Annotated in this window: 11 protein-coding genes; 5 read left to right on the forward strand and 6 right to left on the reverse strand. The window is 67.0% G+C overall.

Translation table 11 applies throughout. The annotated features are described in order from the left end of the window. Window positions 1–10: 10 nt before the first annotated feature. A complete protein-coding gene (locus AWB66_RS16710; RefSeq protein WP_087631298.1) occupies window positions 11–1,399 on the reverse strand; it encodes an FAD-binding oxidoreductase in 1,389 nt (462 codons plus the stop codon). Window positions 1,400–1,448: 49 nt separating this feature from the next. Then, on the reverse strand, window positions 1,449–2,429 hold the full coding sequence (locus AWB66_RS16715) for an aldo/keto reductase (protein ID WP_087631299.1): 981 nt from the start codon (window positions 2,427–2,429) through the stop codon (window positions 1,449–1,451). Window positions 2,430–2,592: 163 nt separating this feature from the next. Between AWB66_RS16715 and AWB66_RS16720 the strand changes: the two genes are divergently transcribed. Continuing rightward, window positions 2,593–3,897, forward strand: a complete 1,305-nt coding sequence (locus tag AWB66_RS16720; protein ID WP_087631300.1) for an MFS transporter — start codon at window positions 2,593–2,595, stop codon at window positions 3,895–3,897. Here AWB66_RS16720 and AWB66_RS16725 read toward each other — a convergent pair. Beyond that, window positions 3,871–4,959, reverse strand: a complete 1,089-nt coding sequence (locus AWB66_RS16725) for a helix-turn-helix transcriptional regulator (RefSeq protein WP_087631301.1) — start codon at window positions 4,957–4,959, stop codon at window positions 3,871–3,873. The two genes, AWB66_RS16720 and AWB66_RS16725, sit on opposite strands and share 27 nt — an antisense overlap. Before the next feature lie 84 nt (window positions 4,960–5,043). Between AWB66_RS16725 and AWB66_RS34395 the strand changes: the two genes are divergently transcribed. Together AWB66_RS34395 and AWB66_RS16740 are read left to right on the forward strand one after the other, a co-directional pair. Next, the gene (locus AWB66_RS34395) at window positions 5,044–5,484 is read left to right on the forward strand and encodes a hypothetical protein (protein WP_235021136.1); all 441 of its coding nucleotides are present in this window, start codon (window positions 5,044–5,046) and stop codon (window positions 5,482–5,484) included. 442 nt (window positions 5,485–5,926) lie between these two features. Beyond that, entirely contained in the window at window positions 5,927–6,295 is a 369-nt protein-coding gene (locus AWB66_RS16740) for a hypothetical protein (protein ID WP_087631304.1), read from the forward strand. A 21-nt stretch (window positions 6,296–6,316) separates the two neighbouring features. Here the strand turns inward: AWB66_RS16740 and AWB66_RS16745 are convergent, their stop codons facing one another. Then, window positions 6,317–6,619, reverse strand: a complete 303-nt coding sequence (locus tag AWB66_RS16745) for a hypothetical protein (protein ID WP_087631305.1) — start codon at window positions 6,617–6,619, stop codon at window positions 6,317–6,319. Window positions 6,620–6,802: 183 nt separating this feature from the next. After that, entirely contained in the window at window positions 6,803–9,310 is a 2,508-nt protein-coding gene (locus AWB66_RS16750) for a hybrid sensor histidine kinase/response regulator (RefSeq protein WP_087631306.1), read from the reverse strand. A gap of 346 nt (window positions 9,311–9,656) precedes the next feature. Here AWB66_RS16750 and AWB66_RS16755 point away from each other — a divergent pair, with 346 nt between their 5' ends. After that, window positions 9,657–10,562, forward strand: a complete 906-nt coding sequence (locus AWB66_RS16755) for a DMT family transporter (RefSeq protein WP_087631307.1) — start codon at window positions 9,657–9,659, stop codon at window positions 10,560–10,562. 92 nt (window positions 10,563–10,654) lie between these two features. Then, entirely contained in the window at window positions 10,655–10,879 is a 225-nt protein-coding gene (locus AWB66_RS16760) for a hypothetical protein (RefSeq protein WP_125469739.1), read from the forward strand. Between the two features lie 271 nt (window positions 10,880–11,150). Here AWB66_RS16760 and AWB66_RS16765 read toward each other — a convergent pair whose 3' ends face one another. Further along, on the reverse strand, window positions 11,151–13,469 hold the full coding sequence (locus AWB66_RS16765; protein ID WP_407642287.1) for a penicillin-binding protein 1A: 2,319 nt from the start codon (window positions 13,467–13,469) through the stop codon (window positions 11,151–11,153). Window positions 13,470–13,537: the final 68 nt, after the last annotated feature.

Raw genomic sequence — 13,537 nt, forward strand, 5'->3', positions numbered from 1 at the left:
GAACGCGCGTCTAAAAGATCTTCCCCGGGTTGAGAATGCCGTGCGGATCGAGCGCCTGCTTGATCGCCCGCATCGATTCGACGTCGGCTTCCGTGCGGCTTTGGCGCAGGAAGTGCTTCTTCTTCACGCCGATGCCGTGCTCCGCCGAAATCGAGCCGTGGAATTCGCGCGTGACGTCGTAGACGATGCGGTCGATGTCGTCGTGATCGTGCTTCGGCATGCCCGGCACGTCCACGACGATGTGGATGTTGCCGTCGCCGAGATGTCCGTAGACCAAGATCGTGGCACCCGGCCAGCGCTCGCGCAGACGCGCCTCGCAGAGCGCCGCCGCCTCGCCGACCTGCGCGATCGAAAAGCTGACGTCATAGGCGGCATGATCCGGAATGAAGCGCTGGTATTCGCCGGGGGCGTCGCGGATCGCCCAGAACGCCTGCGCATGCGCTTCCGACGAGGCCAGCGCCGCGTCGCTCACGATGCCTTCTTCGAGCATCGTCCCGAGAAACTCCTCGAAGGCTTCGCCGTGCCGGACCGGGTCCGTGCCCACGCTTTCCAGCAGCACGTAGAACGGATGCGGTGAGGCGAGCGGCGCGCGCAACGTGTCGAGATTGGCGAGCACCGTATCGTGATAGCCCGCCCACATCACCTCGAACGCGGAGACACCCGGCGCGAGTCCCGCCTGCGCGCGCGTGAGGAGCGTGGTGACGGCCGCGAAGTCGGGCAGGCCGCACCACGCGGTCGCGGTCGCCGTGGGTTTCGGCCGCAGACGCAGCACCGCGCGCGTGATGACGGCGAGCGTGCCTTCGCTGCCCGTCAGCAGGTGACGAAGATCGTAGCCGCTGTTGTTCTTGATCATCTTGTTGAGCCCGCCGACGACGGCGCCGCTCGCGAGCACGGCTTCGAGGCCCAGCACCTGATCGCGCATCATCCCGTACTTGATGACGCGGTTGCCGCCCGCGTTGGTCGCGAGATTGCCGCCGATCGAGCAGCTGCCGCGCGCGCCGAGATCGAGCGGAAAGTAGAAGCCCGCCGCGCTCGCCGCTTCCTGGACCACTTGCAGCGGCGTGCCCGCTTCGACCGTCATGGTGCCCGACACGGCATCGATTTCCACGATGCGGTTCATGCGGTCGAGGCTCAGCGCGACCTCGTCGCCGCGCAGGTTCGCGCCGCCGACGAGTCCCGTCAGGCCGCCTTGCGTGACGACCGGCAGCGCGTGGCGCGTGCAGAGAGCGAGCGCCGCCGCGACTTCGGCCGTATCGCGCGGCCTGACGAGCGCGAGCGGCACGGCGCTCGGCAACCCGCTCCAGTCTTCGACGCGGCGGTCGCCGAATTCGCCGGGAAGCATCACCACTTGCGCGCCGAGCGTTTCCCGCAACGCGCGCACCCCTTCGTCTGCTGCCATGACTCTGTCTCCTTTCGTTATCGCGATTGCGGCCTTCATCATAAACAGATCAGACGAAGCCCGCGATCGCATGCGGCACATACGGCGCTTCGAGGCGCGCGATTTCATCCGCCGACAGATCGAGCGACAGCGCGGCGAGTGCGTCCGTCAGATGCGCGGGCTTCGATGCGCCGACGATCGGCGTCGTCACCGCCGCCTTCTGCGCGACCCACGCGAGCGCGACCTGCGCGCGCGGCACGCCGCGCTCCGCCGCGACGGCGGCCACCGCTTCGATCACCGCGCGGTCCGCTTCGAGCGAGCGCTCGTAGAGCCCGCTGCCGAAGTCGTCGGTTTGCTGCCGTTCGCTCGACTCGTTCCAGTCGCGCGTCAGGCGCCCGCGCGCGAGCGGGCTCCACGGCATCACACCGATGCCCATGTCTTCGCACAGCGGCAGCATCTCGCGCTCTTCCTCGCGATACAGCAGGTTCAGATGATTCTGCATCGTGACGAACGGCGTGAAGCCGCGCTCGCGCGCGGTGTAGAGCGCCTTGCTGAACTGCCACGCATACATCGACGACGCGCCGATATAACGCGCCTTGCCCGCCTTCACGACATCATGGAGCGCTTCGAGCGTTTCCTCGATCGGCGTGTGATAGTCCCAGCGATGGATCTGGTAAAGATCGACGTAATCGGTGCCGAGGCGGCGGAGGCTGTTGTCGATTTCGTTGAAGATGGCCTTGCGCGACAGTCCCGCGCCGTTCGGACCCGGACGCATGCGGTTGAACACCTTCGTCGCGATCACGAGGTCGTCGCGCTTGGCGAAGTCACGCAGCGCCCGTCCGACGATTTCCTCCGACGTGCCGTCCGAATACGCGTTAGCGGTATCGAAGAAATTGATGCCGGCTTCGAGCGCCTGCCGGATGAGCGGTCGGCTCTCGTCTTCGTCGAGCGTCCACGGATGCTTGCCGCGCGAAGGCACGCCGTAAGTCATGCAGCCAAGACACAGACGCGAGACGTCGAGTCCCGTCGAGCCGAGTTTCACGTACTCCATGGATTCGCTCCTTGCTGGAAGGTTGCCGGTGTCTGCCTGTGACCGGCGCACACGGCGTGCCGTTCCCGGGCGTGTCGTTTCGCATGGCAACTGAAAGCGTTCTAAAGTTCCGGCTTTACCGACCGATAGTTCCCTGATGGCACTTCCAATCCAACCGTCCACGATGAGTCAAGCCGAAGCACGACAGGTCCGCGAACCCGATGACGCCGAGCGGTCGCGCCTGCGCCGCGCCATCGTCGCGACCGTCATCGGCAACGGCTTTGTCGCGTACGACTTCACGGTGTACAGCTTTTCGGCCGGCATCATCGGGCGGCTCTTCTTCCCTTCGCACGACGCCGCTTCGTCGCTGCTGCTGTCGCTCGCGACCTTCGGCGCGGGCTTCGTCATGCGCCCGCTCGGCGCGTTCCTGATCGGCCGCGTCGCGGACAGTCGCGGCCGGCGCGCGGGCATGACGCTGTCGATCGCGCTCATGACCGTCGGGACGTGGCTGATCGCCTGCCTGCCGACGCCCGCGACCATCGGCTGGGCCGCGACCGTCCTGATGGTGATCGCGAGACTGCTGCAGGGGCTGGCCGCGGGCGGCGAGATCGGGCCGGCGTCGGCATCGCTGATGGAATCCGTCGCCTACGGGCGGCGCTGTTTCATCGTCAGCTGGCGCGGCGCGAGCCAGGGCGCGGCCGCGTGCGCGGCGGCGCTCGTCGGAGCCTCGACGACGGCGCTCCTCTCGCCCGCCGCGATGCACGACTGGGGCTGGCGCGTTCCGTTCGTGCTCGGCGGGCTGATCGGGCCGGTCGGCTGGTATCTGCGGCGGCGCCTGCCCGCCACGCCCGTCGCGCGCCGCGCGCGCACGCCGCTCGCGCAGGTCGTGCGGGAAGACGGCCGCGCGCTCGCCTGCGGCATCCTGATGATGGCGGCGCCTTCGGTGAGCATCTACGTCGCCGTGTTCTACATGCCGAGCTACCTCGTGCACACGCTGCACCGCCCCCCGGCGATCAGCCTCCTCACCGCGTCGCTCTCCGGGCTCGTCATTCTGGTGACGACGCCGCTCGTCGCCCATTTCGCCGACCGGCTCGCGAGCCGCAAGACGCTGCAGTACGCATCGCTCTGCGCGGCGCTCGTGACGGCGTATCCGGCCTTCCTCGCGCTCACGCACGGCGCGGCCGATCTGGTCGCGCTCGCCGTCATCACGGCCTATGTCGCGCTTGCCGTGAACAACGCGGGCGCCAGTTCGGTCCTGATGCTCGAAGCGTTCCCGACGCACCGGCGCGCGGCGGCGCTCTCGGTGATCTACGCGGTCGGCGTGGTCGCGTTCGGCGGATTTTCGCCGCTGATGGTCGCGTGGCTGATCGACGTCACCGGCAATCCGATGACGCCCGCCTGGTATCTGCTGGCGGCGACCTGCGTGACGCTCGTCGGGCTCAGGCGCTTTCCGGAACGTGCGTCAGGCGAACGGCCGGCCAGCGCGTGACACGCGCGCCGCAGCGTCGCGCCGCAGATCGAGCGAGCGCAGACGCGCGTCCTGCGGACTCATGTCGAAGGCCCGGCGAAACGCGCGCGTAAAGTCCGACGCGCTCTTGAAACCGAGCCCGTAGGCGATGTCGGTCACCTGGAGATGCGGGAAGCGCACGAGTTCGTCGGCCGCCTCGCGCAGCCGTCGATGACGGATATACGCGCCGAGGCCGCCCTCGTGCTCGAACCAGCGATAGAGCGTCGCCCGCTTGAGTCCGAGCGCTTCGACCACCCGCATCGGCGTGAGATCGCCCTGATGCAGGTTCGCGTCGATGAAGCGCCTCACCTGTCCCATCAGCGCGCGCTGCACGGCCGCGCGGCCCGTGTCCGTCAGCTTCGTCTCCTCGCGAAACGCCGCGATCAGGAGCTGCGCGCCCGCATCGAGCGTGCGGGCGGCGTCCGCGGCATTCTCGGCATTCTCGGCATTCTCGGCGCCGAGGCCCGGCAGTTCGCGCGCCGTCGCGCCGAAGTGATCGAAGACGAGTTGCGCGAGCGGCGCTTGGTACGGCACGACGCGGCCGTGCAGCGCGTCGCCGTCGCCGAGTCCCGCTTCGACGATCGCGCGCGGCACGAACATCGTCAGCACGCGGCACGCCGGACGGTCCACGCGAAACGGCTGATTCATGTCGAACGCGACGATGCCCCGCACCGACCCCGGCGCGCTGCGCTTGCGGCTCACGCCGCTCACCTCGCCGGTTTCGCCTTCCGCATACACGTGAAACGCGAAATCGCGGCGCGTGTCGGCGGAAACGCGCGCGACCGAGCGCTCCAGACGCATCGCTTCGGTACGCGCGTCGGTGAAAACCAGTCCGCCGACCGAATGCAGGTCGATGTTCGCGCCGAAGCCGTCCGCGAGTTGCGTCTTCTGCGGCGGCACGTCGACGACGTGGCCCACCCGCGCGCGCCACGCGAGCAACTGCTCGACGGCGGGAAGCGCGTGCGTGCTGAAGCGGGTCGACACGATGCCGGGACGCGGCGCGTCGTCGCGGGCAGGCCGGTCGGCGTTCGGACTCGAATTCATAGACGGTGGTCGAGGCGGCGGCGCGCGGTCATTCGCACGGGCGGGAGCGGCCGTCGCCATTTTTGTTCTGCGGATTTGAGACGCATGGTAAAGCCGGTCGAAGTCAGCACGTTATCTTGTTTTCCCGAAGTCGGCAGTTGCGCGAAGCGTGCGCGAAACGCCGCCGATTCCCTGTTTACGGCAGCGCAACCCGGAAAACACAGCCTCGGCGCCGCGAGGATGCCGGGGCCACACGAGATGAGTACCCCCATGACCAGCAAGTCCGCCCATGTCGACGGCGCGAAACTGTTGCCGTCGAATCTGGCGGATAGCGAACTCGACCATCTGGAACGCGTGATCGAATCGTTCGCGCGCTCCAACAAGCCGCACATGCTCGGCTGGCTCGACGACGACTATTGGCAGAAACGCGTGCGTACGCTGGCCAAGGAGAACGACCTCGTCGCGGCCCAACGTCAGCGCGTGCTGCGGCTGCTCGATTTGCTCGAACGCAAGGCCTTGCTCAGCGAGCGCAGCCGCGCCGCCTAGTGCGTCGCGCGCGAATCGTCGGAGCGGCGTCGCGAGCGGTTCTGCGGCGCGGCGCGCCGGGCGGTTTACTTGCCATTCCCCCCGCGACGCATCCGTTTCTCTCCACCGAGTCAGCGCGGCCTGCATCTTCCGCCGCTTCTCCGGCCCGTTGCGTAAAGCATGCGAAAAACGCCGAGCGCGTCCGCGAACGTGGCGACCGTCCAGTCGCGTTCGGGATCGCGATGGACCGTCGCAAGGCCGCTCGGGCGCCGCGCTCGCGATTTCCGCGAATACGCACGCATACCGACGCGCCGGCGCATGCGAACCGAACTGATCGGCCGGGAAACGGTCGGAATGAGCACTGACTGCACCGAACGGCGCACGCGCCGCCGCCCAGAATCGAACGATTGCCACGCGATGGCATGTTCGGTGCTAGTTCTGCGACCATGAATGGGAGCACGCCATGAGGATCGCATTGACACATGAGCTGGGTCTGAAACGAATCGCCCGAGGGGCGGCGGAACAACTCGCGGCGCTATGGCCGAAGCCGCGCGGCGACGGGCCCGACGCGGCGCCGGGCGGCGACCCGGCCGTAGTGGGCGTCATCGACGACTGTTATTCCGAGGCGGTCAACTTCCGTTTCGAGATGCACGGCGTGACGCACCGGGGCCTCGTGACTTACGACGCTTTGAAAATTCGCCACGGTGATGCGGGCCACGAGCCGGAAATGGCGCTGTTCCTTCAGCACGCGCAGGAGATTTGCGCGTCGGCGGCCGAGAAAGTGTCGCGCGGCGAAGCCGAGCCCGTCGTGCTCGAAACCGAAGACATCTAGCGCGCCGAAACGCGCCTGCCCTCAGGCCGCGCGACGCGTCATCGTTCCGTCCGGCTGCTGCTCGCGGGCGATGAACACCGAAAGCGCATTCTCAAGACGGACGAGCCTCACTTTCTGCGGCGGCAGCAGATCGAAGCGCATCTGAAGTTCGGCGATGCGTCCGAGCCAGTACTGCGCGGTGAACGTCGCCGGCGTATTTCGGTGGCCGGATTGGACGTAATGCCCGATCACCATTTCCAGATGAACGATCGCCGGTTCGGCCGCGCACGCGGCATGGCGATACATCTTGGGCGTCTTTTCGTCGAGATGAAGTCGATTCTGCATCGTCTGCCTGCGGGTCAGGATTGAGTGGCGACCTTAGGCAATCTTCATACCTGAACGCGGCGCAAAGCCGCCCCGCCCCCGCCCCACAAGGGTTTTCCCGACATCGCCTTGCGCCGAACCGCCCCGCGCGCACGGCAAAAAGCGCCAACGTCTCTGCCGAAACTACAACCCGTTTCAGCCGCTTCAATCCCCCGCGGCCCGCAGCGCCGCGCGCGCGAGCACGCCCTCCAGTTCGGGCAAGTCGACCGGCTTGGTGAGATGAGCGTCGAAGCCCGCCGTCCGCGTGCGGGCGATGTCCTCGTCCGAACCGAGGCCCGTCATCGCCGCGACGATCACGTCGCCGCTCGTCGCCTCGCGGATGCGCCGGATCACGTCGAACCCCGTCATGCCCGGCATCGACAGGTCGAGCAACACGACCTGCGGCGCGCGTTGCCCGAACGACTGCAGCGCGTCGGGGCCGTCGTAGGCCGCGCGCGCGGTGTGTCCGAGCATTTCCACGAGCAGCGTCATGCTGTCGGCGGAATCCTTGTTGTCGTCGACGACCAGCACGTCGAGCGGCCGGTTCGCGTGCCGATCCGGCGTCGGCGGCACGCTCGCGGCGCGCGTCGGCGCCTGCACGAGCGGCAGCCACATGCTGAACGTGCTGCCCTGTCCCGCGCCGCCGCTGCGTGCTTCGACGTGTCCGCCGTGCAGTTGCGCGATGGCGCGCACGAGCGTCAGGCCGATGCCGAGGCCGCCCTCGTCCGCATGGGCGCCAGGCGGATGTTCCTGCACGAACAGGTCGAACACGCTGTCGAGCGCATCCGGCGAGATGCCGCGGCCCCGGTCGATCACGCGGACCACCACCGAATTCCCATGCGGCCCGGTTTCGAGCGTGATCTTCGAACCGACCGGGCTGAATTTCGATGCGTTGTTCAGCAGGTTGTTGAGCGCCTGGACGAGCCGCGTCGTATCGCCTTTCACGAACAGCGGCTGCTCGGCGCCGCTCACCGCGAGCCGTTGCTGGCGCTCGTCGAAAAGCGGCTGGCTCGCCTCGACGCTCAGCTGGATCACGTCGGCGACGTTGACCGTGTCGCTCGACAGGCGAATCTTGCCCGAACTGACGCGGCCCGCTTCGAGCAGATCGTCGACGAGCTTCGTCAGGTGCGCGAGCTGACGGTCGACGATCTGGCGGCTGCGCACGACGTCGGCGTCTTCGGTCGACTTGAGCTTGAGAATGCTGACCGCATTGCGGATCGGCGCGAGCGGATTGCGCAGTTCGTGGCCGAGCAGCGCCAGAAATTCGTTCATCCGGCGGCTCGACGCTTCCAGTTCCTCGAGCCTGCGCCGCGCGGTCATGTCGCGCGTGATCTTGACGAAGCCTTGCTGCTGTCCGTCGCCATCGCGCAGCGCGGTCAGGATCACATGCGCCCAGAACGCGGAGCCGTCCTTGCGCAAGCGCCAGCCTTCGTTCTCTACGCGTCCCTGCGACGCCGCCCGCAGCAATTCGGCCTCCGGCTTCTTCTTGCTGACGTCGTCGGGTGAGAAGAACAGCGTGAAATGCCGCCCGACGATTTCGTCCGCTTCATAGCCGTGGATCTCGCGGGCGCCGTCGTTCCAGGACCGCACGAAGCCGTCCTGGTCCAGCATGAAGATGGCGTAGTCGCTGACGGAATTGATCAGCAGACGCAGGCGTTCGTCGGCTTCCGTGGCGCGGCGCCGGTCGGAGATGTCGTGGATGAAGCAGGTGAACTGCCGCTGGCTCTCGAACCAGACCTCGCTGATCGTGAGTTCCGCCGGAAACTCGCGCCCGTCGCGGCGCATCGCCGGCAACTCGACGCGCTTGTTGATGAAGCGCGCTTCGCCCGTCGCGAGGTAGCGCGTGAGGCCCGCCCGGTGCGCATCGCGAAAGCGCTCGGGCACGATCAGCGCGGACAGTTCCTCGCCGATCGCCTCATGGGTGCGCCAGCCGAACAGGTTCGCCGCGGCCTCGTTCCAGTCGGCGATGAGCCCCGCTTCGTCGATCGCCACGAACGCCACGTGCGCGTTGTCGAGCACGGTGCGCCGGCGCCGCAGCGCGTCGGCGAGCTTTTTCTCGTATTCGATGCGCAGCGACGACTCGACGTTCAGATCCGCGGCGACGCTTTGGTTCGCCCGCAACAGCTTCTCGTTTTCCTGGGCGATTTCTTCCCGCGCGATGGTCACGGCGATGCAGGCGCAAAACGCGTCGAGGATGCTGACGTCGGCGGCCTTGAACTGATCGACCTGGCGCGAAATCAGCTTCAGCACGGCAACCGAGCGTCCTTCGTAGACGACGGGCGCCACCACCATCGACACGGCCCCGACCGCTTCGCACGCGGCGCGGTCGACGCGATGATCGGTCGACGCATCGCGGCAGATGAGCGGCTGCTGCCGCGTGATGCACAGGCCCGAGAGGCTGCCCTCCAGGGCGATCCGCGTGCCGATGTGACGGGCGGCCTCGCCGCTCACGGCGCGATAGACGAGTTGATCGCCCTCGATCCACTCGACGACCGCCGACGCCACGCCGGCGACTTCCTTCAGCGTATCGGTCACGGATTGCAGATAAGGATCGAGCGGCAGCCGGGAATGCGCGAGGCTCGCAAAGGTCGAAAACCATCTTTGAAAATGCGCGTGCCGAACGGGATTCGACTGTCGCTCTTCAGGTGATGACGCCTCGTACTGAAAGTGCATGGCCCGTTTCCGTTGTTATTGAATTCGCATCGGTAACGCGGAACGTGTCCGCGAAACGCCGTCCGATTGAAACACAAAACTCGCGCAAACGTTTGCGCACGGCGGTCAAACTCGCCTTCAAGATTTCAATATTAGTTTTATAGACCGTTGTTAGCTCCGCCAATTAACCGATTTAATCGATTACATACACTATGTTCCGGGTTTATTGAAATGATTCTTCGACACCATGTAAATCCGTCTTTTTAATCCGGGGCGTATCGCGAAGGAAATGCCGACAAAATTGCGCGCGGATGTCCCGATACGCTCCGAACGGTATCATCGGGCCTCGCGATTCCATAACAACAACATGACCCATTCGACGACGCGCTCGCGCTGGCCCGGCCTGATCTTCCTCTTCGTGACCGCCGTCGGCTGGGCGCTCAACTGGCCCGCCATGAAAGTGCTGCTCAAGCAATGGCCGCCGCTTTTTTCGCGCGGCGTCGCGGGCGTCGCGGCGGCGCTTTTGCTCGGCGCCATCGCGACCGCGATCGGCGAGAACACGCGCATTTCGCGCCAGGTCATGCCGCGGGTCGTCCTCGCCGCCTGCACCAACGTCTTCGCGTGGATGGGTTTTTCCACGCTCTCGATGAAATGGCTTTCCGTCAGCGAGGGCGCGCTGCTCGTCTACACGATGCCGGTCTGGGCGATGCTGCTCGCCTGGCCGATCCAGTCGCGCCGGCCGACGCGCCGCGGCTTCGCCGCGCTCGCGCTGGCGCTGGCGGGCGTCGTCGTGCTGCTCGGCGGGCACGGCATCGCGTTCGACGCGGGCAAGCTCGCCGGCATCGGCTTCGCGCTTTCGGCGGCGGTGCTGTTTGCGCTCGGCACCGTGGTCGCGCGCACGGCGGTGCCGGTTGCGCCGGTCACGCTCGTCGCGTGGCAGGTCGGGATCGGCTGCGTGCCGATGGTGATCGCCGGCCTGCTTTTCGAGCATCCGGATTTCGCGGCGCTCAAGGCGAACGGCTGGGCCGTGCTCGTCTACATGGCGCTCGTGCCGATGGGCGTCTGCTATCTCGCGTGGTTCGCGACGCTGCGCTATTTGCCGCCGGAAGTCGCGTCGATCGGGATGCTGCTCGTGCCGATCATGGGCATCGTGGCCGCCGCGATCGCGCTCGGCGAACCGCTCGGCGCCCGCGAAGCTGCGGCGATGGCGCTCACGTTAAGCGGCGTCGGACTTGCGCTGCGCCGACCCGACGCGCCGTCGCGCGGCGAATGACACGGCCGCCGCAGCAACCGAGAAGCAGTACGCAGAGGGCCCACGCGCGACCTAAAATATAAGCGTGGTCGGGCTCGGATGCGGAGGCCGCGATGAACGAGTTTTTGGGTACCCTGATCCGGTTGTCCGGTTCGGCTTTGAGTTCGCGCGTGACAGTGGGCGACGTCGTCAACGTGCTGTTCGCGCTCTCGCTGCTGGCGCTCGTCGCGCTGGTGCTGCTGGTGCACGAGGGCATCGAATCGCGCCGCTCGCGCGAGGCGCTGCGCGGCCATGCGCCACACGAGGCGCATCACGGCTGGCTGCGTCATCGCCATTGAGCGGCTGCGAAACATTGCCGGGCGCGGGCGCTTGGACGGCCGCGAGCGTCCGCAAAACTAAAGGCCCCGTCGCGCAATGCGCCGGGGCCTTCTCTCAAGATAGTTCGTCGATGGGAAGTAGTAGGCGCGGCTGTGTCCTGCCGCGCCAGAACGCTTCTTACATCGGCTCTCACACTCTGTGGCGGATGTCCCAATGTACATACAAATAAATGCCGCCTGTGTGGGACGTCGCACGCAGAGTGCGAAATAGCGCGACGCTCGGCGGCTCGTTTCAGGGCGCGGCGCCCGGGCCGGAGGCGGGCTGCTGCTCTTCGGACGGCAGCGGCAGCAACGGCGGCATCTCGGCCGGCATTGACGACGCGATGATCGGCGGCACGGCCTGCGGCGCTCTCGCCGGCTTCGAAGCGAACCGGTTCGCGAACCATCCTCGAACACTCGCGACCCACGCGCGCAACGTGCCGGTCTCTTCTTCCCTGGCGAAGCGCTCGCGCGGATCGATCAGACGCGAGCGCATCGAACGCTGGAAGAAATCGCCGACGATCGGTAACGCGCTGTGCGCGCCCTGTCCCCAGTAGTCGCTGCGCAGCGTCACGCGACTGTCGTTGAAGCCGACCCACGCGCCCGCCACGAGCTGCGGATGCACCAGGATGAACCAGCCGTCGGCGTTGTCCTGCGTCGTGCCGGTCTTGCCCGCGACCTCTCCGCGAATCCCGAAGCGGCTGCGAATGCTCGAACCCGTGCCGCGATCGATCACCGCGCGCATCGCGTCGAGCAGTTTCTGCGCGGCGTCCGCGGGCAGCACGCGTTCGGGCGTCGCGGGCTCGAACTGCGCCAGCAGTTCGCCCTTGCGATCCTCGATGCGCGTGACGAGCACCGGCTCGACATGGCCGCCGCCGTTCGCGATCGTCCCGTATGCCGACACCATTTCCTTCAGCGTCACCGGACTCGTGCCGAGCGCGAGCGACGGCACGAGTTCGAGCCTGCTGTCGCGCACGCCCATCGCACGCGCGAGCCGCGCGACGCGCGCGGGCCCGACTTCCTGCATCAGTTGCGCCGTGATGCGGTTCTTCGAATAGGCGAGACCATCGCGCAGGGTCACGGGACGGCCGCTCGGCGGCGAGTCGTCCTCGGGACGCCAGACTTCGCCGCCCGCGAGCGGGATCTCGACGGCCTGGTCGATGAACGTGTCGTCGGGCTTGGCGCCCTGCTCGAAGGCCGCGCCATAGACGAACGGCTTGAAGGTCGAGCCCGGCTGGCGCCGCGCCTGGCTGACGTGATCGAACGGGTCCTGGCTGAAATCGCGACTGCCGACCCACGCCCGGATATAGCCGTTGCGCGGATCGAGCGCGAGAAACGCCGCCTGCATGCGCGTCTTGTTCTCGCACAGCGTGCGCATGAAGTTGCGGTCCGATGCGAAGCGCTTCATCGCTTCGTCTTCGGCGACGCCGGCATCCTTCGCCGCGCGGTATTCGGGCGACTCGCGCACGAACGCGCGCACGAGGTCGGGATTGCCGCCGGCGCAGCCCGCACGCGCGCCCCACGCCGCGTTCGCGATCGACTGCAACTGGTTGCCCTGCCACGTGACGGCTTGCGTCGCCATCGTCTGCAGACGCGAGTCGATGGTGGTGCGCACCACGAGCCCGTCGGAATAGATGTTGTAGTCGTTGTCGTCGGCCCACGCGATCAGCCACTTGCGCAACTGCTGCGCGAAATGCGGCGCGCGGCCGGGCGCCTCCAGCTGACGCTCGAAATCGACGCGCAATGGCCGGCGCTTCAGCGACTCGTAGGTCGTAGGCGCGAGATGTCCGTACTTCACCATCTGCGCGAGCACGATGTTGCGCCGCTCCAGCGCGCGCTCGGGATTGATGACCGGGTTGTAGTAGCTGTTGCCCTTCAGCATGCCGACGAGCGTCGCGCTTTCGGTCACGTCGAGACGATCGGCGGATTTGTCGAAGTAGGTGCGCGCCGCCATCTCGATGCCGTACGCGTTGTACAGGAACGGCACGGTGTTGAGATACGTTTCGAGGATCTCGGCTTTCGTGTAGATCATCTCGATCTTGAGCGCGGTGATCGCTTCCTTCAGCTTGCGCGTGAGCGTCTGCGAGCGGCCGATGTCGTCCGGGTACAGGTTGCGCGCGAGCTGCTGCGTGATGGTGGAGCCGCCCTGCCGGTCGCCGGAGAACGTGCGAACCGCCGCCGACGCCGTGCGCCGCCAGTCCAGGCCGTGATGCTGATAGAAGCGATGATCCTCGGTCGCGACGAGCGCCTCGACCACATGCGGCGAGATGTCCGCGAGCTTCGCCCACTCGCGGTTGACGGGTTTGAATTCCGCGAGCAGCTTGCCATCGGCGGAAAAGATGCGCGCGGGTTCGTCGACCTTGGCACGGCGGATGTCGCCGATGCCCGGCGTGAACGGAATCAGCACGAGCACGTAGAGGAGCACGAGCGCGGGCACGGCCGCCGCCGCCCGCACGAGACCGCGTCGCGTGGGATGACGCAGGCGGCGCAAAAGTTCGGCGGCGACCGGACGCGTGCGCGCGATGGCGCGGTCGAAATGGTCTCGAAGGAAGGATACGTCGGGGCGCTTCACACTGACCTGCCGGCTGCGGGGAAGGCAGCATGCTAGCAAATTGGGCACGGACGGGATCGGAAGGCGCG

It is taken from the genome of Caballeronia telluris (assembly GCF_001544495.1).
GTDB classification, from domain to species: Bacteria; Pseudomonadota; Gammaproteobacteria; order Burkholderiales; family Burkholderiaceae; genus Caballeronia; species Caballeronia telluris.